Raw genomic sequence first — 23616 nt, 5'->3', positions numbered from 1 at the left:
CCGATCCTCGCAATCGCAGCGACCATGCGAAAGATCATCATAACCCTCAACGCAAGGCTCAGAGACAATCAAAACCATCAGAGTTGATGACGATGGAGTGGTTGCCAGGGCAAGTCGGGTCCGCAAGCTAAATTGAAGGACGTTGTCTGCAACGTGGCCGTATCCCTCTCCTCGCAAACGGCAAGAGATCGCGTGAGGGCTCGTTTCCGTCAAAACTGAAATGATCCACAATTCGGAAAGAGCCACAAACCCCGCACAACGAAAAAGCCGCCGGGTTCCCCCAGCGGCTTCAATTCGTTTGTAAACCGGGCCGGCCTCAGTTCAGGCGGGCCTTGACTTCCTCGACCGACTTCTTGAACAGGTCGGCGTCGGCCTTGCCGTCCACCTTGTCGCCCAGCACCTTGCGGGCGGCCTCGACGGCCAGCTCGACGGCGCTGGCGCGCACTTCGCTGACGGCGTCACGCTCGGCCTGGGCGATCTTCTGCTCGGCCATGGCGGTGCGGCGCGCCACATAGTCCTCGGTCTTGTGCTTGGCCTCTTCGGCCAGAGCCTCGGCCTCGCGCCTGGCGATCTCGACGATCTCGGCCGCTTCCTCTTCGGCGGCCTTGCGCTTCTTCTGGTACTCGGCCAGCAGGGCCTGCGCTTCCTCGCGCAGACGCCTGGCTTCCTCAAGCTCGTTGCGGATGCGTTCGGCGCGCTGGTCGAGCGCCTTGGACACCATGCCCGGAACCTTGATGTAGATGCAGATGGCGATGAAGATCACCAGCGCGATCGTTGCCCAGACTGTGGCGAGAGATGTTGCGTCCATGTCCCTGCCCTCAACCGGCGACGGATTTGACGGCGGCAGCCACACCGGCCTTGTCGGCCTTGCCGACGAGCTGCTCGATGATGGCGGAGGCCGTGGATTCGGCAATGGCGCCGACATCCTTCATGGCGTTGGACTTGATCGAGGCGATGTGCGCCTCGGACTCGGCCAGCTTCTTGTCGAGTTCGGCTTCGATCTTCTTGCGGACGGCGCCGGCCTCGGCTTCGGCCGCGTCGCGGGCCTTCTGGCCGATGGCCATGGCACCGGCGCGAGCCTGGGCCAGTTCCTGCTCATAGGCGGCCACCGCGGCGTCCGCCTCCTCCTTCATGCGGGCGGCCTGGTCGAGATCGCTGGCGATCTTGCCGCTGCGCGTCTCGACGATGCCGGCAAGGCGCGGCATCGCGACCCGCTTCAGGAACAGGTAGAAAAGACCGAAGGTGATCGCCAGCCAGACAATCTGCGACGCGAAGGTCTCGGGATTGAAGGGCGGAAACAGACCTTCCTCGGCGGCTTCATGCGGAACCTCGGTTCCGATCAGAACGTCCGTCGTGGTCGCGCCCTGATCCGCAGGCGCCGTTTCTTGCCCGTAGGCTGATGTCACGAACATCTTTCGTCCCTGTCATTCGGGCCGGCCGGCATGCGGCGCGGCCCCAGTCTAAGGCAGATCAGCCGAACAGCGCCAGAAGGGCGATGAGCAGCGAGAAGATGCCCAGAGCTTCGGTCACGGCGAAGCCGAACACCAGGCGGCCGAACTGGCCGTCAGCGGCGGACGGGTTGCGCAGCGCGCCGCCCAGATAGCTCGAGAAGATGTTGCCGAGGCCGATGGCCGCGCCACCCATGCCCAGGCACGCGATACCGGCACCGATGTACTTTGCTGCTTCAGCTTCCATTTCTTCAACTCCTTGTGGAATGGCTTTTCAGGTTTCGTCGACGCAGACCGTCTGCGAGCGATTTCGTCAGTGCCCCGGATGCAGGGCGTCGTTCAGGTACATGCAGGTCAGGATGGCGAACACATAGGCCTGCAGCGCGGCGACCAGCACTTCGAGGCCGGTGATCGCGACCGTCATGATCAGCGGCAGCACGGCGCCGGCAATGCCCACGCCACCCAGGGCGCCCAGCGACACGATGAAGCCGGCGAACACCTTCAGCGTGATGTGGCCGGCCAGCATGTTGGCGAAAAGACGGACGGAGAGGCTGACCGGGCGCGACAGGAACGACACCACCTCGATCACCGCCACCAGCGGGATGAGGATGGCCGGCACGCCGCTCGGCGCGAACAGCTTGAAGAAGCCGAAGCCGTGCTTGGCGAGGCCGTAGACCAGCACCACGCCGATGACCAGCACCGACAGCGCGAAGGTGACGATGATGTGGCTGGTGACGGTGAAGAAATAGGGGATCAGACCGAGCAGATTCGCGACCAGCACGAACATGAACAGCGAGAACACGAAGGGGAAGAAGCGCATGCCCTGGCTGCCCGCCGAATCCTTGAGCATGTTGGCGATGAACTCGTAGGTCAGCTCGGCCGAGGACTGCCAGCGGGTCGGCACCAGATGGCGGCCGGAAGTGGCAAGGTAGAGGAAGGCCGAGGCCACGACGACGGTCACGACCATGAACAGCGAGGAATTGGTGAAGGAAAGATCGTAGCCCCCGATCTCGATCGGGACGATCTTGTTGATATGGAACTGGTGGATCGGGTCGACCTTGTCAGCAGCTGCCACGTTCAGTCCTCATATGGCCGCTTGCGGCCTTGCCTCAATTGCCTTCGCGCCTCGGGCGCGCTTACTCGTCCTTCGAACCGGATCGGGGCCTACCCTGCCCAAACCCGGCCATCAAGCCTGCGGAGCGCAGAACGTTGAGCACGCCAGCCGCAAAACCGACAAGCAGGAAGACAATGAGACCCCATGGCGAGGTTCCGGCAACGCGATCCACCACCCATCCTATCGCGATGCCCACCACCACACCGGCAATGAACTCGCTGGACAGCTTGAACGCCTGGCCATAGCCAGTCGAACCGCCTGCTTGCGCGTTGTCTTCCCCCTCAAACGCCTTCGGATGCCGTGCTGCCAGAGATGCCCCAAGCTCACGCCGACGGCGCTCAAGTTCGTCGTCGCGGATGTCGCCTTCGCGGTTATTCCGGGGGCCGGTCTCTCCGGTTCCGCCTGGCCCATTCTTACCGGCCATCGTAACCTCCCTGCCCGGCCGAAAGTCCGCCGTCGGTCTGCATCCAGTTGGCGCGCAACATAGTTACAGGCCCTCCGCCCGTCAAGCCACGCGGGGGTTTTCAAAAGCAAAGTATTAGCAAAGTAAAATCAATACTTTACGCGGGTGCGACATAGTGCCCGCCGCCAGCCGGCGGGGGGCGGGCATGGAATCCCCTCCCTTGCCGGCATATCCGGCGGCAGCGGCGGCTCGGTTCAGCTCCAGCCGCCGCCATAGGTGCGGTAGAAGATATGCAGGCCGATCTTGGTCATCTTGTGCATGGTCCGCGCCCAGCCCGGATTGACGTAGGTCGCATAGTAATGCGTGGCCGATCCGACCTCGGGCAGGAATATCTTGCCGGCCGTCACCGCCATGGCGACCTCCTCGGCGATCTTGTAGCGGCGCGGCTCGGTCACCCGCTTCTTGCGGCCGTCGCAGGCAAAGGAGAACTGGCAGCGGTTCAGCCAGTTGTCGTTCTGGTAGACGACGCCGCAGATCGATGCCGGATAGGCGGGGTTGCGCACCCGGTTCAGCACCACCTGCGCCACGGCGGCCTGGCCGCGCAGGGATTCGCTGCGCGCCTCGAAGTAGACCGCATTGGCGAGGCACTTCTGCTCGGCCTTGGAAAACACCGTCGCCGGCAGCGGATTGCGCATCCAGGCGTGATCGCCCTTGCCCACCGGAGGAATGAAACGTCCGCCGTTCGGCTGCTCTTCCTGCAACAGCGCCTTGAAGGGCGAGGATTTGGCATAGTCCACTTCGGCCGGCGCATAGGCGGTTGCCAGGATGTCCGGCTTGTCGTTGTTCATAAGGCTGGCCAGCATGCTTGCGGCGCCTTTCGCCGGCCGGGGCTCCTCGCGCATATGGAAGGCGGAGGCGATCTGCACCTCCTTGCCTTTTATCTGCGGCTTGGCAAAGGCCATCTTCATGCTGCCATCGAGGCTTTTGCGCAGCATCAGCGACGACGTGCGCTCGAAGATCGAGCCGGCGGTGAAGTTCTTCGGCGGCGCGACCGGCGCGATCTTGACCAGACGGCCGCTCTTGCCATGGCGCATGACCCGGTCCTCGTCCGGCGTTTCGCCGATGATGCCGCTCTTGGAGCGGAACGCCACGGTGCCGACGCCGGGAAGCTCCACGCCCGAGCCGGCCAGCGAGGCGGCCGAGGCCACCGAGGCGGCGGAAGCCTGGAACGGCATTTCGGCAGCCTGGGTCGAGCCGGCGACGGACTTTTCGATATAGGCGTTCCACCGTGCATTGGCATCCAAACCGGAAACCAGGCTGGTCATATCCTGAAAGGCGGTGACGGTCGGCGAGCCGACCCATATGCCAAGCCCGACGACCAGAGGCGCAATGAACGAACGCTGCTTGCCACCGGCGGCGGCGGCCAGCCGCTTCACGACACGTCGATGCACGGAACTCTCCAGAACGCTACGAAACCCACTGGAGACAAAAATGATGCATTAACCTTGATGGCCGGTTAACGGAGACGGCTTTCATCGCACCCCGCGACCTGACAAGCGGGAGCGAATCGGCTTTCAGTCCGTCTATCCCTTTCCCGGCACGAGGACGGCTCATGACGATCACCATGTACGGCATCCCCAATTGCGACACGATCAAGAAGGCGCGCACCTGGCTGGAGGACCACGACATCGCCTACACCTTCCATGACTACCGGGCCGAGGGGCTGGACAAGGCCACGCTGGAAGGCTGGATCGGCAAGGTCGGCTGGCAGGTGCTGCTCAACAAGGCCAGCACCACTTTTCGCGGCCTCGCCGATGCGGACAAGCAGGATATCGACGAAGAAAAGGCAAAAGCGTTGCTGCTTGCCCACCCGACCATGATCAAGCGCCCGGTTCTGGACCTGGACGAGCGCGTGCTGGTGGGGTTCAAGCCGGATATGTATGCGGCAGAGGTGACGGCATAGGCCGGCAGCGCCGGGTGGCTTTTACCGGCGAGGGTCCGGCATGGATCCCGGCTCGCGGTCGCTATCGCTCCCTCTGCCGGGGTGACGCGGAGATATTCCACGTCATCCCCGACCTCGCAATGAGCGCCGCGAATGGAGAGTGTCGGGAATCCATGCCGGAACGTCTATAAATTCGCCAATGATCCCGAACTGACATTCTTCATCCCGGAAATTCCTGCAACGAAGCGATGACAGGCTGTCCGGACTCATTCCGGAAACCCGAAGAGAGGCTTCACGCTTCCCCGAGGTAAGCCGCCAGCGCCACGGCGTTGTTGTGCTGCTCGTCATGGGCCGCGAACAGAAGCGTCACCTTGCCCTTGGCCATGAGGCCGCGCAGTTCGGCAACGGCCTCGTCCTTGTCCTTCAGCTCGGCCCGGTAGCGCTTCTGGAATTCCGTCCAGCGCTCCGGATCGTGGCCGAACCAGTTGCGCAGATCGTCGCTGGGGGCGATGTCCTTCAGCCACAGGTCGAGCCGCGCGTCTTCCTTCTTCACGCCGCGCGGCCAGAGCCGATCGACCAGCACGCGCTGCCCGTCGCCGTCGGCGGCGGGTTCGTAGACGCGCTTGACCACCAGCCCGGACATGTCAGGCCCATTCGCCGGCGCGCATCACCGGCACGGTGCTGCCATCCTCGCGGACGCCGTCGATGTCGACCTTGCCGGAGCCGATCATCCAGTCGATGTGGATAAGGCTCTTGTTGCCGCCGCGCGCCGCGATGTCCTCGGGGCTCAGCTTGTCGCCGCCGACGAAGCACTTGGAATAGCACTGGCCGAGCGCGATGTGGCACGAGGCGTTCTCGTCGAACAGCGTGTTGTAAAAGAGAATGCCGCTCTGCGAGATCGGCGAGGAATGCGGCACCAGCGCCACCTCGCCCAGCCGGCGCGCGCCCTCGTCGGTGTCCAGCACCTTGTTCAGCACATCGGCACCCTTCGACGCCGTCGCCTCGACGATGCGGCCTTCCTCGAAGCGCACCGAAATCTCGTCGATCAGCGTGCCCTGGTAGGAAAGCGGCTTGGTCGAGGACACATGGCCGGAAACGCGCAGGCGATGCGGGGTGGTGAACACCTCCTCGGTCGGGATGTTGGGGTTGCAGGTCACGCCGTTCTTGGCGGTCGAGGCGCCGCCCATCCATTCGTGGTCGTCGGCAAGGCCGAGCGTCAGGTCGGTGCCGGGGCCCTTGAAATGCAGCGCGTGGAAACGGTGGCCGTTCAGCCATTCGGTGCGCTTCGCCAGGGCCGCATTGTGCCGGCCCCATGCCTCGACCGGATCGTCATTGTCGACGCGGCTTGCCGCGAAGATCGCCTCGGCGAGCTTCTTGACCGCGGCCTCGTCGCTCTCGCCCGGGAACACCTGCCGCGCCCATGCCAGTTCGGGATAGGCGAGGATGGTCCAGTTGATGTCGAAGCCGGTGATCTTTTCCAGCGCCGGCTGATAGGCCATGGAATTGGCCTTGTTGGCGCGCGCCACCTTGGCCGGGTCCTGCCCGGACAGCAGCGACGGGTCGTCGCCGCGCACCGCCAGCCGCGCGGCATTCTGCGAGAATGCCTTCGCCATGCCCTCATGCAGCCAGCCGGCGGCGCGGTCGAAGCTGGCATCGGCGCCGTAACGGAAGCGGGCAAGCGTGATCTCGTCGTCGGAGAAGATCGGCGTCACCAGCCCGGCCCCGGCCTTGTAGGCCTGCTCCACGATCCTGCGGGTCAGCGGCAGGGCGGCGATGGAGGAGGTCAGCACCAGATCCTGGCCGGGCTGGAGCTGGAGGCCGACCTTGATCGCCACTTCCGCCAGCCGGTCGAGCTTCACCGGATCGATGACGGCGGATAGATCGGTGGCGGGGGTGATCGAAGGGGCGTGTGCCGTCATGGGAGAAAAGCCTGTGAATGTGTGTGCCAAACTTTCTAGATAGACCCGTGCCGGCCCTCTTTCCAGCCTTATGCGCCATCCGATCGGCCCTTGCGGCCTCTGGCCCAACGGAAGTCGCATTGTTTCGACCGCGGACGCACATATTGTGCGCATGATGAACGCCCCGCCCGCTTCCTCCTTCCGTTTCGCGCCCCTGCGCTTCGCCGTGGCCGGAATGGCCTCGCTTGCCGTCGCCATGGGCATCGGCCGCTTCGTCTACACGCCCATCCTGCCCGGCATGATGGAGGGGCTCGGCCTTTCGGCCTCCGACGCGGGGCTGATCGCCTCGGCCAACTATCTCGGCTACCTCGCCGGCGCGCTGGCGGCCGCAGGCGGATGGGCGCATGGACGCGAGCGGCAGATCGCGCTCGCCAGCCTGGCGGCCAGCGCCATCCTTGCCGCCGCCATGGGCGTCTTTTCCGGCATGGTGCCCTTCCTGGCGATCCGCTTCCTCGCCGGGGCAGCCAGCGCATTCACCATGGTGTTCATGACCAGCATCGTCTTCAGCCACCTGATCCTTGCCCGGCGCACAGACCTTCAGGCTTTGCATTTCGGCGGCGTTGGCCTCGGCATCGTCGTTTCCTCGCTTTTGATGGCGGGGCTGGCCGGCATTCATGCCGACTGGATCGCCGGCTGGTACTGGTCCGGCGCCCTGTCGCTGGCCGGGCTCGGCCTCGTCGCCCTGCTTGCCGACGAGGGCGTGGCCAACGGCGCGGGCTCCGGGCGGGAACCGCCTCTGCCGAAAGATCCGGCACTGCGCAGGATCATCCTCTCCTACGGGCTGTTCGGCTTCGGCTATGTCATCACCGCGACCTTCCTCGTCGCCATCGTGCGCCAGAACGGCGAAACCCGCCTGTTCGAAGCGCTGGTGTGGCTGGCCACGGGCGCCGCGGCGGTCCCGTCATTGTTCCTGTGGCAGAAGGTGGCGAACCGCAGCAGCGTCAACCATGCCTATGCCGCCGCCTGCCTGGTCGAGGCCGTCGGCGTGGCGGCGAGCGTCATGGTGGCGGGGCGCACGGGCCCACTTGCCGGCGGGCTGCTGCTCGGCGCGACCTTCATGGCGCCGACGGCGCTGGGCATACAGGCGGCCCGGCAGCTCGCGCCGCTGGCGACGCGGCGCGTGTTCGCCATCATGACCGCCTCCTTCGGCCTCGGCCAGATCATAGGCCCGCTGATAGCCGGCCTGCTGGTCGAATGGTCGGGCAACTATGTCTCCGCTTCCCTGCTGGCGGCCGCCATCCTGGTGCTTTCCGCCGCCATCGCCTGGTCGGCCGCGCCAAAATCGCCATGATTTTGATCTTGCTCGCGCAAGATGAAATATGACCTTATGCCCGCCACCCGGTCATAGCGCCGCTTCGCGCGCCCAACGAGGACCCGCCACGTGTTCGTATCCTTCTTTCCCAAGCCGAAACTGTTCTTCATTTCGGTGGTGCTGTGGAGCGCCGTGCTGGTGGCCGGCTGGTTCCTTGGCGGAGACCGGCTCGGGGCCGTGTTCGGCCTGCCGCCGGCCGCGCCCGGTGCGCCGCCGATCATCGGCGTATCGATATTCTGGTCGCCGCCGTTCCTGTGGTTCTACATTTATTTCTTCATCGGCGTGATGATCTTCTATGGGTTCTGGCGCTGGTATTCGCCCAATCCGTGGCTGCGCTGGTCGATCCTCGGCTCGGCGCTCATCCTGTTCGTGGTCTATTTCCAGGTGCAGGTGTCGGTGGCGGTCAACGCCTGGTACGGCCCGTTCTACGATCTCATCCAGGCGATCCTGTCCAAGAGCCAGACCGCAACGCAGGCCCAGCTCTATGGTGAGATCGGCAGCTTCGCCGGCCTCGCGCTCGTCGGCATGAATGTCGCCGTGCTCAACGCCTTCTTCGTCAGCCACTGGATCTTCCGCTGGCGCACCGCCATGAACGACTATTATGTCGCCCACTGGGAAAGGCTGCGCCACATCGAAGGCGCCTCGCAGCGTGTCCAGGAAGATACGATGCGCTTTTCCCAGATCATGGAAAGCCTCGGCGTCTCCTTCGTCGATTCCATCATGACGCTGATCGCCTTCACGCCGGTGCTGATCAACCTCTCGCAACATATCAGCGCCCTGCCCATCGTCGGCGAGGTCGGGCAGCCGCTGGTCCTGGCGGCCATCGCCTGGTCGGTGTTCGGCACGGTGGCGCTGGCGCTGGCCGGCTTCAAGCTGCCGGGCCTGCAATTCCGCAACCAGCGGGTCGAGGCCGCCTATCGCAAGGAACTCGTCTATGGCGAGGACCACGAGGACCGCGCCCAGCCGGCCACCCTTGCCGAACTGTTCGCCAATGTGCGCCGCAACTATTTCAGGCTCTATTTCCACTACGTCTATTTCAACGTCGTGCGCTACACCTACCTGCAGGCCAACAACATGTTCTCCCTGCTGGTCATGGTGCCGTCGATCGTCGCCCAGAGACTGACGCTGGGCCTGATGAACCAGATCAGCTATGCTTTCTCGCAGGTGACCAGCTCGTTCCAGTTCCTCGTCAACTCATGGTCGACGATCGTGGAGCTTCTGTCGGTCTACAAGCGCCTGCACGCGTTCGAGGCGACGCTGTCGGGCGAGGAACTGCCGAAGCTCGATCAGGATTTCATCGAGGCGGGCGGCGTGGAGGAGCATGCCTGAACGCGATCGCCGCTGAAGCAGGATGACCCCGCATCCCGCGATGCAGGGCGGCCGGGGCGAATTTCCGCCCCCGCCCCTTCCATGCCGGCGAATTTCAGCTAAAACGCGGGCGAACAGACCGCCATTGCGGCACAGAAACGGTTTTGAGTGAATGGCCGACGACAGCTTTATCCGCGAAGTGAACGAAGAATTGCGCAAGGAGCAGGCCAAGGCGGTGTGGAACCGTTTCGGCCCGCTGATGATCGGCATCGCCGTTCTGGTCGTGCTCGCCACCGCGGCCTATGTCGGCTATCGCCAATGGGACGAAAGCCGCGCCAACCGTTCGGGCGATGCCTTTTCGCAGGCGCTGACCCTTGCCAACGAAGGCAAGCGCGACGAGGCGCTGACGGCGCTCGCCGAGCTGCAGAAGGACGGCTACGGCGCCTATCCGGTGCTGGCGCGCCTGCGTGCCGCCACCTTCAAGGCCGACAGCGGCGATGTGGCGGCGGCCGTGACCGAGCTCGATGCCGTCGCCGCCGACAGTGCCATCCCGCAGGGTTTGCGCGACATGGCCAGGCTGCGCGCCGCGCTGCTTCTGGTCGATACCGGCAGCTATGCCGACGTGTCCTCCCGCGTCGAGGCGATGGCCGTGGATGGCAATGCGCTGCGCCATTCCGCCCGCGAGGCGCTGGGGCTCGCCGCCTGGAAGGAAGGCAAGGCGGGCGATGCGCTCAAGCTGTTCGACCAGATCGTGGAAGACGACCAGGCGCCGCAGAACATTCGCCAGCGCGCCTCCCTGATGTCCGAACTGATCCGCGGTTCGGGCGATGCGTCGTGACACATGAGCTTCAAAGCCGCCATCATCGGCCGGCCTAACGTCGGCAAATCCACGCTCTTCAACCGCCTCGTCGGGCGCAAGCTGGCGCTGGTCGACGACACGCCGGGGGTGACCCGCGACCGCCGCGTCCATGCCGCCAAGCTCTACGACCTCGCCTTCGAGGTGATCGACACCGCCGGCTTCGAGGATGCGCCGGCCGCCACTCTACCCGGACGCATGCGCGCCCAGACCGAGATCGCCATCGACGAGGCCGACGTCATCTTCTTCGTGGTCGACGCCAAGGCCGGGCTGATGCCCGACGACCGCACCTTCGCCGACATCGTGCGCCGCTCTGGCAAGCCGGTGGTGCTGGTTGCCAACAAGGCCGAGGCACGCGGCGCGCAGGGCGGCTTGCTGGAAGCGTGGGAACTGGGGCTCGGGGAGCCGGTGCCGGTCTCGGCCGAGCATGGCGTCGGCATGCCTGATCTTCGCGACGCCGTGGTCGGGGCCCTGGGCGAGGAGCGCACGCTCGGCAAGGACGACGAGGACGACGACGAAACGCTTGCAGCCAGCGAAGTGCTGATCGGCGAGGACATCGCCGATCCGGAAGCCGAGGCGCCGGCCTATGACGAGACCAAGCCGCTGCGCATCGCTGTGGTCGGCCGCCCCAATGCCGGCAAGTCCACCCTCATCAACGCGCTGATCGGCGAGGAGCGGCTGCTGACCGGGCCGGAAGCCGGCATCACCCGCGATTCGATCTCCGTCGACTGGGACTGGCGCGGACGGCAGATGAAGCTGTTCGACACAGCCGGCATGCGCCGCAAGTCCAAGGTGCAGGAGAAGCTGGAGAAGCTCTCCGTGGCCGACGGCCTGCGCGCCATCCGCTTCGCCGAGATCGTGGTCATCGTGCTCGACGCCACCATCCCCTTCGAGAAGCAGGATCTGCAGATCGCCGACCTCATCATCCGCGAGGGACGCGCGCCGGTCATCGCCTTCAACAAATGGGACCTGATCGACAACCCGCAGCAAGTGCTGGCCGAACTGCGCGAGAAGACCGAGCGGCTTTTGCCGCAGGTGCGCGGCATCCAGGCGGTGCCGGTCTCGGCCGAGACGGGGCGCGGGCTCGACAAGCTGATGGATGCGGTGGTGCGTACTCACAAGGTGTGGAACAGCCGTGTTTCCACCGGCCGGCTGAACCGCTGGCTGGAGGGCATCCTCGCCCATCATCCGCCGCCGGCCGTGGCCGGACGCCGGCTGAAGGTCAAATACATCACCCAGGCCAAGACGCGCCCGCCGGGCTTCGTCGTCTCCTGCTCGCGGCCGGAAGCCATGCCGCAATCCTATGTGCGCTATCTGGTCAACAATCTGCGCGAGGCCTTCGACATGCCCGGCGTGCCGATCCGGATCGCACTGCGCACCTCGGACAATCCCTTCGCCAACCGGGCCCGCAAGAAGAGCTGACGCCGGCGGCCCGGCCGGCCCCGGCTTGGCAAGTCGACGGCTGCCGGATATTGTGATGTCCGAAGTCGGTTCGATCCATGCGAGCCGCAGGGTGGCGCTGGGGGATTGCACAATTTTTTGCTTGCTCTCGGAAAGCCTCTCGCAGGCTTCAACGAGGGTAAGAAAAATTCCTGGGAACAGGACATTCGGGTCCAGCGGCCCCCTGACCGGAAACAGCGCGCACAGGCAGCGCCGTTCCTTCTACTCCCCTGGCACTTCTTACTCCCCTGGCATCGTGACCCCGGCCGCGCCTTTGCACGGCCCCGGCGCGTGCGGCTCCCTGCGAGCCCGCCGCGTCCCCGCCCCTATGTTCAACCAACCCGGAGGTATCAATTGAGTGAAGCGATCAGGGAGGTGCTGGACTGGCTCGAGAGCCGGCCGGACATCCAGAGCCTGAGGGCCGCGGTCTGCGACCTGAACGGCATCATGCGGGGCAAGCGCATTCCCGTCGATCAGGCGGTCAAGGCACTGGAAGGCAAGTTGCGCATGCCGTTTTCGGTGTGCGGCGTCGATGTCTGGGGGGAAGACATCGTCGGCAACAAGCTGGTGTTCTCCACCGGCGATGCCGACGGCATCTGCCAGTGGACCGGCCGCGGCATCCTGCCGATGGAATGGACCGCTCACCCCACCGCCCTCATCCCGCTCTGGCTCACCGACGAGAGCGGCGCGCCCTTCCTCGGCGATCCGCGCCAGGTGCTCGCCCGCATCCTCGACCGCTACAAGGCGCTGGACCTGACGCCGGTGGTCGCCACCGAGCTGGAATTCTACCTCGTCGATCCCAAGCCCGCGCGCCCGCGCGGCCCCGTCTCGCCGATCACCGGCCGGCGGCTCGATTCCGACGCGGCACTTTCCATCGACGAGATCGACGATTTCGAAGGCTTCATGCACGAAGTCTACGCCGCCTGCCGGGCGCAGGACATTCCCGTGGATTCGGCCATCGCCGAAAACGGCGTCGGCCAGTTCGAGATCAACCTCAACCATGTCGACGATGCGCTGCGCGCAGCCGACGACGCCATCCTGTTCAAGCGCACGGTGAAGGGCATCGCCCGCAAGCACGGCTTCATCGCCTCCTTCATGGCCAAGCCCTACGGCAAGCGCTCGGGCAGCGGGCTGCATGTCCATTTCAGCCTGATCGACAAGGACGGCAACAACGTCTTCGACGACGGCACCGCACGAGGCTCCGATACATTGCGCCATGCCGTGGGCGGCCTGCTGGCCGCGATGGCCGAAAGCACGCTGGTGTTCGCACCGCACTTCAACTCGTTCCGCCGCCTGCGGCCGAATTCCCATGCTCCGACCGCCGTCGCCTGGGGCTACGAGAACCGCATGGTGGCGATCCGGATTCCGGGCGGCCCCTCTTCAGCGCGCCGCATCGAGCATCGCGTCGCCGGGGCCGACGCCAACCCCTATCTGGTGCTGGCCGCCATTCTGGGTGCGGCGCTCATCGGCATCGAGAAGAACCTGAACCCCGGCGAGCCGGCGACGACCGACGTCTACGAACGCAACCTGCCCAAGCTGCCGCCGGACTGGGCCTCGGCCATCGCCAGCTTCGAGAGCGGAAGCCTCGTCGCCGAGATCTTCCCGGATGCGCTGCGCGGCTCGCTCGTCGCCTGCAAGAAGCAGGAACTCGAAACCTTCGCGCTCAGGGTCAACAATTTCGAGTTCGAGACCTATCTGGAAGCGGTCTAGGCACGTAGAGACATACTGCGCCCGATGCCGGCACGCGCATTCGGGCGCAGTGTTCATGCACAGGCAGCCTTTGGATAGCGTGGATAAATTTGCATTGCCCGCATAATTTCCGCACCAGTGATTGACATGAAAATACACCCTGATACTAAATGTAGTTGTCATGGTTCCTTTCAGAATCCTCGCGGTTCGGAAAGGCTAAGAGGGAAGCCGGTGCCCTTTCGGGGAATTCCGGCGCTGCCCCCGCAACTGTAAACGGTGAGTCGCTGTCTCTTTCGTGTCACTGGCGTCAAGGCGCCGGGAAGGCCTGACAGCGACGACGATCCGTGAGCCAGGAGACCTGCCGTGACGTTGCACGAAACTCGGGCGGGGTGTCCCGGAGGTGCGCCTGCCAGCGCGGCCTGAACCGCGTCTTCCGGCATGCGTTGCCCCAAGCTTCCCCGTCCACAGCGCCACGGGGACAAGATGCCGGCGACCACTGCACTCCAGACGAACGGGGCCGACAAGGCCCCCCCTTCCATCGAAACCGATGCTTTCACCCCGGCCGAGCCGGGCTATCGCATCATCCGCCGCAACGGGTCGGTCACGCCGTTCGATCCGACCAAGATCACCGTCGCGCTGACCAAGGCGTTCCTGGCCGTGGAGGGTTCGGTGGCGGCCGGCTCGCGCCGCGTGCATGACGTGGTCAAGGACCTGACCGAGCAGGTCGTGTCGAACCTCATGCGCCGCATCGGCGAGGGCCGCACCTTCCACATCGAGGACGTGCAGGACCAGGTCGAGCTCGCGTTGATGCGCTCGGAGCACCACAAGGTCGCCCGCGCCTATGTGCTGTATCGTGAAGAACGGGCGCGCGAGCGCGCGGCAGCCAAGGCAGCCGTTGCCGAGACGGCGGCACCTTCGCTCCACGTCACCCTCGCCACCGGCGAAAAGGCGCCGCTGGACGAAGCTCGCTTCCGCCGCATCGTCGAGGAAGCCTGCGAGGGACTGGAGGCCGTGTCGCCGCAGCCGGTCCTGACCGAAGCGCTGCGCAACCTCTATGACGGCATCACCGAGGACGAACTGTCGCTGGCGCCGATCCTTGCCGCGCGCACGCTGGTCGAGACCGAACCGAACTACAGCTTCGTTTCCGCCCGCCTGTTGCTCGACCGGCTGCGCCGCGAGGCGCTGAGCTTCGTCACCGGCCGCCCCGAGCAGGCGACGCAGGCCGACATGGCCGGGCGCTATGCCAGCTATTTCCCCGAGTTCATCAGGACCGGCATCGAGGCCGAGCTTATCGATCCCGAACTCGCCCGCTTCGACCTCAAGCGCATCGGCGCGGCGCTCAAGGCCGATCGCGACCTGAATTTCCAGTATCTGGGCCTGCAAACCCTCTACGACCGCTATTTCCTGCACACCAAGGGCAAGCGCTTCGAGCTGCCGCAGGCCTTCTTCATGCGCGTCGCCATGGGGCTTGCCGTGCGCGAGATCGACCGCGAGGCGCGCGCCATCGAGTTCTACAACCTTTTGTCGTCCTTCGACTTCATGTGCTCGACGCCGACCCTGTTCAATTCGGGCACGCTGAGGCCGCAGCTTTCGTCCTGCTTCCTCACCACCATCGGCGACGACCTCGACGCCATCTTCAAGGGCGTCAAGGACAATGCGCTGCTCGCCAAATATTCCGGCGGCCTCGGCAATGACTGGACCCCGGTGCGCGGCCTCGGCGCCCATATCAAAGGCACCAACGGCGAGAGCCAAGGCGTGGTGCCGTTTCTGAAGGTGGCCAACGACACGGCGATCGCCGTCAACCAGGGCGGCAAGCGCAAGGGCGCGGTCTGCGCCTATCTGGAAACATGGCACGTCGACATCGAGGAATTCCTCGACCTGCGCAAGAACACCGGCGACGACCGCCGCCGCACCCACGACATGAACACCGCCAACTGGGTGCCGGACCTGTTCATGGAGCGCGTCGCCGCCGACGGCGAATGGACGCTGTTCTCGCCTGACGAGGTGGCGGACCTGCATGACCTCTACGGCACCGCGTTCCGCACCGCCTACCAAGCCTATGAGGAAAAGGCGGCGGCCGGCGGCATCCGGGTGTTCCGCAAGGTGCGGGCGCTCGACCTGTGGCGCAAGATGCTGACCATGCTGTTCGAGACCGGCCATCCGTGGATCACCTTCAAGGACCCCTGCAACATCCGCTCGCCGCAGGGCCATGCCGGTGTGGTGCATTCGTCCAATCTGTGCACCGAGATCACCCTCAACACGTCGAAGGACGAGGTGGCCGTGTGCAATCTCGGCTCCGTCAACCTTGCCAATCACGTATCGGAAAAGGGCCTCGACCTCGACCGGCTGGCGAGGACGGTGGGCACGGCGATGCGCATGCTCGACAACGTCATCGACATCAACTTCTACACCATCCCGGAAGCGCGTGCCTCGAACCTGCGCCACCGCCCGGTCGGCCTCGGCCTGATGGGCTTCCAGGATGCGTTGCAGGCGCTGCGCATTCCCTACGCCTCCGACGACGCCGTTGCGTTCGCCGACCGGTCGATGGAAGCGATCAGCTACCATGCCATCTCGGCTTCGGTGGATCTCGCCGCCGAGCGCGGGCGCTATCCGAGCTTCGAGGGCTCGCTGTGGTCGAAGGGCATCCTGCCGATCGACTCCATCCGCCTGCTGGAGGAAGCACGCCCCGGCGTGGAGATGGATTCCGGTTCCACGCTCGACTGGGACAGCCTGCGCAAGCGGGTGAAGAAGACCGGCATGCGCAATTCCAACACCATGGCGATCGCGCCGACGGCGACCATCTCCAACATCTGCGGCGTGGCGCAGTCGATCGAGCCGGCCTATCAGAACCTGTTCGTCAAATCGAACATGTCGGGCGACTTCACCGTGGTGAACGCGGCGCTGGTCCACGACCTGAAGTCCCGCGGCCTGTGGGACGAGGTGATGGTCTCGGACCTGAAATATTTCGACGGTTCGGTGGGCCAGGTCGACCGCATCCCCGACGACCTCAAGGCGCTCTATGCCACCGCCTTCGAGATCGATTCCTCTTGGCTGATCGAGGCCGCGTCGCGCCGCCAGAAGTGGATCGACCAGGCGCAGTCGCTCAACCTCTACATCGCCAATCCGAGCGGCAAGAAGCTCGACGAGCTTTACCGGCTGGCATGGCGCAAGGGGTTGAAGACGACCTATTACCTGCGCTCGCGCTCGGCCACCCATGTCGAGAAGTCGACGCTCAAGGGCACCGACGGCAAGCTGAACGCCGTGTCGCCCGCAGTGGTTGCGGCAGCGGAATCCGCGGTGCCCATCGTGGTCGATCCCAATGCCGGATGGGGCAAGGCCTGCGCCATCGACGATCCCGAGTGCGAGGCCTGCCAGTAAGGCAACGCATCCCGCGTCGTCCCGGTCAAGGGAGCGCAGCGACCGCGAGCCGGAATCCATTCCGCAACCGTTCCGGAATGGATCCCGGACAGCCTCCGCTGCGCTGCGGCTTCCGGGATGAAGCTCAATTCTCTTTCAATTCACAAGGACATTACCGATGCTCGACTGGTCCGAACCCAAAACCAACCCTGCAATCCCGCTTCCCGGCTCGGCTGCGCCCGCGGGCGATGCCACCGGCCTCGGCGAGATCGAGCGGGGGGCCGCGCGCGTCACCGTCGATGAAAAGCGCATGATCAACGCCCGCGCCGACGTGAACCAGCTCTTGCCGCTGAAATATCGCTGGGCCTGGGAAAAGTACCTGTCGGGCTGCAACAACCACTGGATGCCGACCGAGGTTTCCATGCAGGCCGACATCGCGCTGTGGAAGTCCGCCGACGGGCTGACCGACGACGAGCGGCGCATGATCAAGCGCAATCTCGGTTTCTTCGCCGCGTCCGAATCGCTGGTGGCGAACAACATCGTGCTGGCCATCTACCGCCACCTGACCAACCCCGAATGCCGCCAGTACCTGCTGCGCCAAGCCTTCGAGGAGGCGATCCACACCCACACCTTCCAGTATATCGTGGAAAGCCTGTCGCTGGACGAGGGCGAGCTGTTCAACATGTACCGCGAGGTGCCGTCGATCACCGAAAAGGCGGCCTGGGCGCTGAAGCACACGCAGAACCTCGACGACCCCGATTTCAAGACCGGCACTCCGCAAGCCGACCAGTCGTTCCTGCGCGACCTCGTGGCCTTCTACGTCATCTTCGAGGGCATGTGGTTCTACACCGGCTTCGCGCAGATCCTGTCGCTCGGCCGCCGCAACAAGATGGTCGGCATCGCCGAGCAGTACCAGTACATATTGCGCGACGAATCGATCCATCTGAATTTCGGCATCGACGTCATCAACCAGATCAAGCTGGAGAACCCGCATCTGTGGACCAGGGCGTTCCAGGACGAGGTGCGCGGCATGATCCTCGACGCCGCCGAGCTGGAAGCCGCCTACGGCCGCGATACGATGCCGCGCGGCTTCCTCGGCCTCAACGCGGGGCTTTGCGAACAATATATGCACTTCATCGCCAACCGGCGCTGCGCCCAGCTCGGCCTCGCCCCGGTGTTCGCCGAGGCCGAAAACCCGTTCCCGTGGATGAGCGAGGCGATGGACCTGAAGAAGGAGAAGAACTTCTTCGAGACCCGCGTCATCGAATACCAGAACGGCGGCGCACTGGCCTGGGACTGACGGCGGGCGGGGCCTAGGATGAAGGACATCGCCTGTCGTCTTTGCGCCGAGGCGATGTCGTTTTCTCATGCCCCTTGCCGGCGCGAATGGTGTTTAGATCAGCTTGCTTAAGGTGCCTGACCGCTTCGCGCGGAAGGGAGAATTGGGAAGCCGGTGCCCTTGAGAAAAGGAAATCCGGCGCTGCCCCCGCAACGGTAGCGGAGCCCAAACCTCGACGGTGAACCACTGGGGAGACTTCCCCGGGAAGGTGTCGAGGCGGTCCCGAAAGGGACGGCTCCGGAGCCCGGAAACCAGCCTTGGGCGCATAGGTCTCGACTGATCGCGGTGGGCGGTCAAGGAGCGAATGGCATGCGACCCGGTTTCCGGGCGCGAGCGGGTGCCGTTCCTTCCCCAAATCACCACCAAGTTCAGTCCTTTGGCGAGGACAGGACATGGACGCCCGTAATGAAATGCTCAGGCTGATGCGCGCCCGCCGGCAAGGCTGGTCGCTGGAGCAGCCCTTCTACACCGATCCCGATTTCTTCAAGCTCGACATGGAGCTGATCTGGTATCGCGACTGGCTGTTCGTCGGCCATGATTGCGAGGTGGCGAAACCCGGCAGCTTCTTCACCGTGCAGGTGGGCACCTATCCTGTGGTGGTGGTGCGCGATCGCGAGGGCAGGATCAGGGCGTTCCACAACTCCTGCCGCCATCGCGGCAGCCGCGTGTGCACGGCCAGCAAGGGAACCTCGGCGCGGCTCGTCTGTCCTTACCACCAGTGGACCTACGACCTCGACGGCAAGCTGCTGTTCGCCCGCCAGATGGCCGAGGATTTCGACCCGTCCGCCCATTCGCTCAAGCCCGTCGCCTGCGAGAGCGTGGCCGGCTACGTCTTCATCTGCCTCGCCGACGAACCGGCCGATTTCCAGCCGTTCCGCACCCTGATGGAGCCCTATTTCGCGCCGCACAAGCTTGCCGAGGCGAAGGTCGCCTATGAATCGACCATCATCGAGAAGGGCAACTGGAAGCTGGTGTGGGAGAACAACCGCGAGTGCTACCATTGCGCCGGCAACCATCCGGAACTGTGCAAGACCTTTCCGGAAGCACCCAGCGTCACCGGCATCAACGGCGCCGAAAGCGACCCCGAAATGGTGGCGCATTGGCAAAAATGCGAGGCGGCGGGCCTGCCGGCGCGCTTCCGCATCGACGAAGCCGGCCAGTTCCGCGCCACCCGCGCGCCGCTGCTGCGCGATGCGGTGAGCTACACCATGACCGGCAAGCCCTCGGTGAGTCGCAACCTCTCCGACCGGGTCCATGCCGACCGCATCGGCACGCTGATGCTCTACCACAACCCGGCGACATGGAACCATGTGCTGATCGACCATGCGGTGACCTTCCGGGTCATTCCGCTGAGCGCGGAGGAAACGGCCGTCACCACCAAATGGCTGGTCAACAAGGATGCGGTCGAGGGCGTCGACTACGATCTTCAGGAACTCATCCATGTGTGGACGGAGACCAACGACCAGGACCGCCGCATCGTCGAGGAGAACGCCTTCGGCATCCGTTCGCCCGCCTATGAGCCCGGCCCCTATTCAGAGTTGCACGAGGGCGGCGTGATCCAGTTCGTGGAGTGGTACGCGCACTTCATGGAGCCGCGGCTGGCCGAGGGCGAGAAGCCCCGCTTCAAGAACGTCGCCTGAGGGAGGAGCCGGTGAACGCCATGACCGATCCCGGCCTCTACCGCCATCTCGACGAGATGGCGCCATGGAACGACCGCCTCCAGGTGCTGGAGGTGATCGGCATCACGGACGAGGCGCCCGAGGTGAAGACCTTCACCTTCCGCTCCGATGCGCAGACATGGTTCCGCTACAAGCCGGGCCAGTTCATCACGCTCGAACTGCCGCTGGAAGACGGGCCGATCATGCGCACCTACACGCTGTCGTCATCGCCGTCGCGCCCCTTCTCCATCGCGGTGACGGTGAAGGTGCAGCCGGGCAGCGTCGGCACGCGCTGGATGTTCGACAATCTGGGCATCGGGGCGCGCTTGAAGGCGTTCGGGCCGGGCGGCGACTTCACCCATCACAACCATCCGGCCGCCAAATATCTGTTCATCTCGGCCGGCTCCGGCATCACCCCGATGATGTCGATGCTGCGCTGGCTGAACGACTGTTCGCCGGGCACCAATGTCGTCTTCGTCAACTGCGCAAGGCGGCCGGAAGAGATCATCTTCCGCAAGGAACTGGAATTGCTGGGCACGCGCATGCCCGGCCTGTCGCTGTCGTTCCTGATCGAGGAGCGCTCGGCGCGCGAAAGCTGGTTCGGCCATATGGGCCGCATCGATGCCGTGCGCCTGCCGCTGCTGTCGCCGGATTTCCGCGAGCGCGAAGTGTTCTGCTGCGGCCCCGAGCCGTTCATGCGCGCCGTGCGCGAGATGCTGCAAGGCACCGGCTTCGACATGGCCTTCTATCATCAGGAAAGCTTCGGCGCACCGCCGGTCGAGCCGGTGCCGGCGCCCTTTTCCGAACTGCCATCCGATGCGGACGCGACCCCTGCCGAGGCGACCGTCGCGGTGCGGTTCAGCCTCTCCGAGGTGGACGGCGAATGCCTTCCCGGCCAGACCGTCCTTCAGGCGGCGCGCGCCAGCGGCGTGCGGATTTCAGCCGCCTGCGAGTTCGGCCTGTGCGGCACCTGCAAGGTGAAGAAACTCTCCGGCGAGGTCGAGATGAACCACAATGGCGGCATTCTCGACGACGAGATCGCCGACGGCTTCATCCTGGCCTGCTGCTCCAAACCCCTGTGCGACCTCGAGATAGAAGCCTGATCATGAAAAAAGACGATGCGGCCGTCGCCCTCCCAAGACCGCTCGACCGGCAGGCGGCGGCGAAAATCTCGCCGCTGCCGCCGCCGGAGGAGGTGTTCGTCGACTGGCTGATGTCGGTGCCGCCGGATGCCTGCCTCGAGGACGAGGCACGCCGCCAGATCGAGCTGATCGACAGCCGCCCGACGCTGCATCCGGACGTGCGCTGCCTGCGTGCGCTGCTGGTCGCCGTGGCAGGCAAGGGAAGCTGGCCGAAGCCTGCCGCCAGCCTTTGATCGACAGGTTGCCTGCCGCCGGTAATCCGGCGGCAGGCATTTTCGTCAGCCGGCCAGCGACCGCAACTCGCGCGCGGCCGCCACCATGTTGACCAGAGCCGGCCTGACCTCTTCCCATTTGCGGGTCTTGAGGCCGCAATCGGGATTGATCCAGATCTGGCTGTCGGCCAGCCGCTTGCGCGCCAGCTTGATGAGGTCGGTCATCTCGCCGGCGTGTGGCACGCGCGGCGAATGGATGTCGTAGACGCCCGGCCCGATCTCGTTCGGATATTTGTAGTTCCGGAACGCATCGAGCAGTTCCATGCGCGAGCGCGAGGTCTCGATGGAGATGACGTCGGCATCCATCGCGGCGATGGCGTCGATGATGTCGTTGAACTCCGAGTAGCACATATGGGTGTGGATCTGGGTCGAATCCTCCACGCCCGACGACGCCAGCCGGAAGCTGCCGACCGCCCAGTCGAGATAGGCCTTCCACTCCGCCTTGCGCAGCGGCAGGCCCTCGCGCAGGGCCGCCTCGTCGATCTGGATCATGACCGCGCCCGCCCTTTCCAGATCGACCACCTCGTCGCGGATGGCGAGCGCGATCTGGCGGCAGGTTTGCGCGCGCGGGATGTCGTCGCGCACGAAGGACCAGTTGAGGATCGTCACCGGCCCGGTGAGCATGCCCTTGACCGGCCTGTCGGTCAGCGACTGCGCATATTGCCACCAGCGCACGGTCATCGGATTGGGCCGCGAGACGTCGCCGTAGATGATCGGCGGGCGCACATAGCGCGAGCCGTAACTCTGCACCCAGCCGGCTTGCGTGAAGGCGAAGCCCGAAAGCTGCTCGCCGAAATACTGCACCATGTCGTTGCGCTCGAACTCGCCATGCACCAGCACGTCGAGGCCGATATCCTCCTGCCAGCGAATGGCGGCCTCGGTCTGCCCGCGCAGGAAGGCTTCATAATCGGCATAGCTGAGCTCTCCCCGGGCATGGGCGGAGCGCGCCTTGCGCACCTCGGCCGTCTGCGGGAAGGAGCCGATGGTGGTGGTGGGGAAGCTCGGCAGGTCGAGCTTCTCGCCCTGCTTGCGGCGGCGTTCGGCGAAGGGGCTCTTGCGGCGCGCCATCGCGTCATCGACGGCGGCCAGCCTGCCCTCGACCAGCGGATCGTGGACGCGCAGCGATTTGCGACGCGACGCGACAGCATCGGCGCAAGCCTGCAATTCATCGGCGACCTCACCCCTGCCCTGCGACAGCGCACGGCCGAGCACCGTCAGTTCGCCGATCTTCTGGTTGGCGAAGGCCAGCCATGATTTCTGTTCCGCATCGAGCGCGGTTTCGAGATCCAGATCGACCGGCACATGCAGAAGCGAGCAGGAGGGCGCGATCTCGATGCGGTCGAGCGGCCAGCCGCCGACCAGCGGCTTCAGCCAGTCGAGGACGGCGGTGAGGTCGGCCCGCCAGACATTGCGGCCGTCGATCAGGCCGAGCGACAGCACCATGTGCCTGGGCGCCAGCCGGGCAATCTGCTCGAGCTGATGGGGCGCACGCACCAGATCGACATGCAGGCCGGAGACCGGCAGCGACAGGGCGAGATCCAGATTGTCGCCGAGCGCGCCGAAATAGGTGGCGAGCATGATGCCGAGCGCCGGCGCCTCCTCCGCGAAATGACGGTAGGCCGCTTCCAGCGCTGCCTGCTCGCGGGCGTCGAGGTCGAGCACAAGGCAAGGCTCGTCGATCTGCACCCAGTCCGCACCGGCTTCCAGCAGACGGTTCAGCAGCTCTGCATAGACCGGCAGGAGCCTCGGCAGCAGCGACAGCGGATCGAATTCCTCGCCGCCGGATTTCGCCAGCTTGAGGAAGGTGACGGGCCCGAGGATGACCGGGCGGGTGTGGATGCCGAGTTCCCTGGCTTCCAGGAAATGATCGACCGGCTTGATGGTGGTCAGCACGAACTGCTGATCGGGCGCGAGTTCCGGCACCATGTAGTGGTAATTGGTGTCGAACCACTTGGTCATTTCCAAAGCCGACGTGCTGTGGACATGGCCCGGATGGCCGCAGCCCGCTTCTTCCTGGCTGCCGCGCGCCATGGCGAAATAGGTATCGAGCGGCACCTCGCCGCCGGCCCAGCCATAGCGCTGCGGGATCGCGCCGACCATGACGGCCGTGTCGAGCACATGATCGTAGAGGGAGAAATCGTTGGAGGGGATGCGCGTCACGCCCTTGTCGCGCTGAAGGCGCCAGTTCTCGGCGCGCAGGCGCTTCGCCGTTTCATGCAGGGATTCGGCCGTATCCTTGCCGGACCAGTAGTTTTCAAGCGCGAATTTCAGTTCGCGGCGGCGGCCGATGCGCGGCACGCCAAGCGCTGCGACGGGAACTGTCGAGATAGCCATTCCATAAACCCCGATGGTTGGGGCGTGGTGATCGGAATAGCCGT

The 23616-nt window shown here is 65.0% G+C and carries 20 protein-coding genes and 2 riboswitches; of the genes, 11 read left to right on the top strand and 9 right to left on the bottom strand.

Annotated features, from left to right (window positions below; genetic code table 11):
- Window positions 1-316 precede the first annotated feature (316 nt).
- The 6 genes from ABID37_RS12555 to ABID37_RS12530 all read right to left on the bottom strand — a co-directional run bounded on the left by ABID37_RS12555 (window position 317) and on the right by ABID37_RS12530 (window position 4416).
- Window positions 317-808 (bottom strand): F0F1 ATP synthase subunit B, encoded by a 492-nt coding sequence (locus ABID37_RS12555; protein WP_354195163.1) that lies wholly within the window; start codon window positions 806-808, stop codon window positions 317-319.
- Window positions 809-818: 10 nt separating this feature from the next.
- Entirely contained in the window at window positions 819-1412 is a 594-nt protein-coding gene (locus tag ABID37_RS12550; RefSeq protein ID WP_354195161.1) for a F0F1 ATP synthase subunit B, read from the bottom strand.
- Between the two features lie 58 nt (window positions 1413-1470).
- Window positions 1471-1695, bottom strand: coding sequence for a F0F1 ATP synthase subunit C (locus ABID37_RS12545; RefSeq protein ID WP_035024691.1), 225 nt, complete (start codon window positions 1693-1695; stop codon window positions 1471-1473).
- 66 nt (window positions 1696-1761) lie between these two features.
- Complete coding sequence (locus ABID37_RS12540) at window positions 1762-2523, bottom strand: F0F1 ATP synthase subunit A (RefSeq protein ID WP_354195159.1); 762 nt, start codon at window positions 2521-2523, stop codon at window positions 1762-1764.
- Window positions 2524-2584: 61 nt separating this feature from the next.
- Window positions 2585-2986 carry an AtpZ/AtpI family protein gene (locus ABID37_RS12535; protein ID WP_354195157.1) on the bottom strand — a complete coding sequence of 134 codons (402 nt, stop codon included), beginning with the start codon at window positions 2984-2986 and terminating at the stop codon, window positions 2585-2587.
- 233 nt (window positions 2987-3219) lie between these two features.
- A complete protein-coding gene (locus tag ABID37_RS12530; RefSeq protein WP_354195155.1) occupies window positions 3220-4416 on the bottom strand; it encodes a cell wall hydrolase in 1197 nt (398 codons plus the stop codon).
- 161 nt (window positions 4417-4577) lie between these two features.
- Between ABID37_RS12530 and ABID37_RS12525 the strand changes: the two genes are divergently transcribed.
- Window positions 4578-4928, top strand: coding sequence for an ArsC family reductase (locus ABID37_RS12525; protein WP_354195153.1), 351 nt, complete (start codon window positions 4578-4580; stop codon window positions 4926-4928).
- Window positions 4929-5199: 271 nt separating this feature from the next.
- Here ABID37_RS12525 and ABID37_RS12520 read toward each other — a convergent pair whose 3' ends face one another.
- Window positions 5200-5550: a DUF488 domain-containing protein gene (locus ABID37_RS12520; RefSeq protein WP_354195151.1), complete on the bottom strand. Its 351-nt coding sequence runs from the start codon at window positions 5548-5550 to the stop codon at window positions 5200-5202.
- 1 nt (window position 5551) lies between these two features.
- Window positions 5552-6826, bottom strand: coding sequence for an aminopeptidase (locus ABID37_RS12515; RefSeq protein ID WP_354195149.1), 1275 nt, complete (start codon window positions 6824-6826; stop codon window positions 5552-5554).
- A gap of 154 nt (window positions 6827-6980) precedes the next feature.
- On the opposite strand from ABID37_RS12515, the gene ABID37_RS12510 reads away from it, so the two are divergent.
- The 10 genes from ABID37_RS12510 to ABID37_RS12465 all read left to right on the top strand — a co-directional run bounded on the left by ABID37_RS12510 (window position 6981) and on the right by ABID37_RS12465 (window position 21199).
- A complete protein-coding gene (locus tag ABID37_RS12510) occupies window positions 6981-8156 on the top strand; it encodes a YbfB/YjiJ family MFS transporter (RefSeq protein ID WP_354195198.1) in 1176 nt (391 codons plus the stop codon).
- 90 nt (window positions 8157-8246) lie between these two features.
- Window positions 8247-9506 carry a peptide antibiotic transporter SbmA gene (gene sbmA / locus ABID37_RS12505; protein ID WP_354195147.1) on the top strand — a complete coding sequence of 420 codons (1260 nt, stop codon included), beginning with the start codon at window positions 8247-8249 and terminating at the stop codon, window positions 9504-9506.
- A 151-nt stretch (window positions 9507-9657) separates the two neighbouring features.
- Window positions 9658-10323 (top strand): tetratricopeptide repeat protein, encoded by a 666-nt coding sequence (locus tag ABID37_RS12500; RefSeq protein WP_354195145.1) that lies wholly within the window; start codon window positions 9658-9660, stop codon window positions 10321-10323.
- 3 nt (window positions 10324-10326) lie between these two features.
- On the top strand, window positions 10327-11763 hold the full coding sequence (gene der / locus ABID37_RS12495; protein ID WP_354195143.1) for a ribosome biogenesis GTPase Der: 1437 nt from the start codon (window positions 10327-10329) through the stop codon (window positions 11761-11763).
- A 372-nt stretch (window positions 11764-12135) separates the two neighbouring features.
- Window positions 12136-13491 carry a glutamine synthetase family protein gene (locus ABID37_RS12490; protein WP_354195141.1) on the top strand — a complete coding sequence of 452 codons (1356 nt, stop codon included), beginning with the start codon at window positions 12136-12138 and terminating at the stop codon, window positions 13489-13491.
- Between the two features lie 144 nt (window positions 13492-13635).
- A riboswitch (cobalamin riboswitch) is annotated at window positions 13636-13850 on the top strand.
- 103 nt (window positions 13851-13953) lie between these two features.
- On the top strand, window positions 13954-16848 hold the full coding sequence (locus tag ABID37_RS12485) for a ribonucleoside-diphosphate reductase subunit alpha (protein ID WP_354195139.1): 2895 nt from the start codon (window positions 13954-13956) through the stop codon (window positions 16846-16848).
- A gap of 157 nt (window positions 16849-17005) precedes the next feature.
- Window positions 17006-18127, top strand: coding sequence for a ribonucleotide-diphosphate reductase subunit beta (locus ABID37_RS12480; protein ID WP_354195137.1), 1122 nt, complete (start codon window positions 17006-17008; stop codon window positions 18125-18127).
- Window positions 18128-18220: 93 nt separating this feature from the next.
- Window positions 18221-18440: riboswitch (cobalamin riboswitch) on the top strand.
- Between the two features lie 118 nt (window positions 18441-18558).
- Window positions 18559-19806, top strand: a complete 1248-nt coding sequence (locus ABID37_RS12475) for an aromatic ring-hydroxylating oxygenase subunit alpha (RefSeq protein WP_354195135.1) — start codon at window positions 18559-18561, stop codon at window positions 19804-19806.
- 20 nt (window positions 19807-19826) lie between these two features.
- Window positions 19827-20927: an FAD-binding oxidoreductase gene (locus tag ABID37_RS12470; RefSeq protein ID WP_354195196.1), complete on the top strand. Its 1101-nt coding sequence runs from the start codon at window positions 19827-19829 to the stop codon at window positions 20925-20927.
- A 2-nt stretch (window positions 20928-20929) separates the two neighbouring features.
- Entirely contained in the window at window positions 20930-21199 is a 270-nt protein-coding gene (locus tag ABID37_RS12465) for a hypothetical protein (RefSeq protein WP_354195133.1), read from the top strand.
- 45 nt (window positions 21200-21244) lie between these two features.
- Here the strand turns inward: ABID37_RS12465 and metE are convergent, their stop codons facing one another.
- Window positions 21245-23572, bottom strand: a complete 2328-nt coding sequence (gene metE, locus ABID37_RS12460) for a 5-methyltetrahydropteroyltriglutamate--homocysteine S-methyltransferase (RefSeq protein WP_354195131.1) — start codon at window positions 23570-23572, stop codon at window positions 21245-21247.
- Window positions 23573-23616 lie beyond the last annotated feature (44 nt).

This window comes from Aquamicrobium terrae, assembly GCF_040545735.1.
GTDB classification, from domain to species: Bacteria; Pseudomonadota; Alphaproteobacteria; order Rhizobiales; family Rhizobiaceae; genus Mesorhizobium; species Mesorhizobium terrae_A.
Note: the sequence above shows the minus strand (reverse complement) of the source record. Positions and strands in the feature narration are given on the sequence as shown.

Coding starts and splice junctions, on each gene's coding strand:
- ABID37_RS12545 (WP_035024691.1), bottom strand. CDS start 1,695: ATGGAAGCTGAAGCAGCAAAGTACATCGGTGCCGGTATCGCGTGCCTG.
- ABID37_RS12550 (WP_354195161.1), bottom strand. CDS start 1,412: ATGTTCGTGACATCAGCCTACGGGCAAGAAACGGCGCCTGCGGATCAG.
- ABID37_RS12535 (WP_354195157.1), bottom strand. CDS start 2,986: ATGGCCGGTAAGAATGGGCCAGGCGGAACCGGAGAGACCGGCCCCCGG.
- ABID37_RS12510 (WP_354195198.1), top strand. CDS start 6,981: ATGAACGCCCCGCCCGCTTCCTCCTTCCGTTTCGCGCCCCTGCGCTTC.
- ABID37_RS12470 (WP_354195196.1), top strand. CDS start 19,827: ATGACCGATCCCGGCCTCTACCGCCATCTCGACGAGATGGCGCCATGG.
- der (WP_354195143.1), top strand. CDS start 10,327: ATGAGCTTCAAAGCCGCCATCATCGGCCGGCCTAACGTCGGCAAATCC.
- ABID37_RS12500 (WP_354195145.1), top strand. CDS start 9,658: ATGGCCGACGACAGCTTTATCCGCGAAGTGAACGAAGAATTGCGCAAG.
- ABID37_RS12480 (WP_354195137.1), top strand. CDS start 17,006: ATGCTCGACTGGTCCGAACCCAAAACCAACCCTGCAATCCCGCTTCCC.
- ABID37_RS12485 (WP_354195139.1), top strand. CDS start 13,954: ATGCCGGCGACCACTGCACTCCAGACGAACGGGGCCGACAAGGCCCCC.
- ABID37_RS12515 (WP_354195149.1), bottom strand. CDS start 6,826: ATGACGGCACACGCCCCTTCGATCACCCCCGCCACCGATCTATCCGCC.
- ABID37_RS12525 (WP_354195153.1), top strand. CDS start 4,578: ATGACGATCACCATGTACGGCATCCCCAATTGCGACACGATCAAGAAG.
- ABID37_RS12475 (WP_354195135.1), top strand. CDS start 18,559: ATGGACGCCCGTAATGAAATGCTCAGGCTGATGCGCGCCCGCCGGCAA.
- ABID37_RS12520 (WP_354195151.1), bottom strand. CDS start 5,550: ATGTCCGGGCTGGTGGTCAAGCGCGTCTACGAACCCGCCGCCGACGGC.
- ABID37_RS12465 (WP_354195133.1), top strand. CDS start 20,930: ATGAAAAAAGACGATGCGGCCGTCGCCCTCCCAAGACCGCTCGACCGG.
- metE (WP_354195131.1), bottom strand. CDS start 23,572: ATGGCTATCTCGACAGTTCCCGTCGCAGCGCTTGGCGTGCCGCGCATC.
- ABID37_RS12555 (WP_354195163.1), bottom strand. CDS start 808: ATGGACGCAACATCTCTCGCCACAGTCTGGGCAACGATCGCGCTGGTG.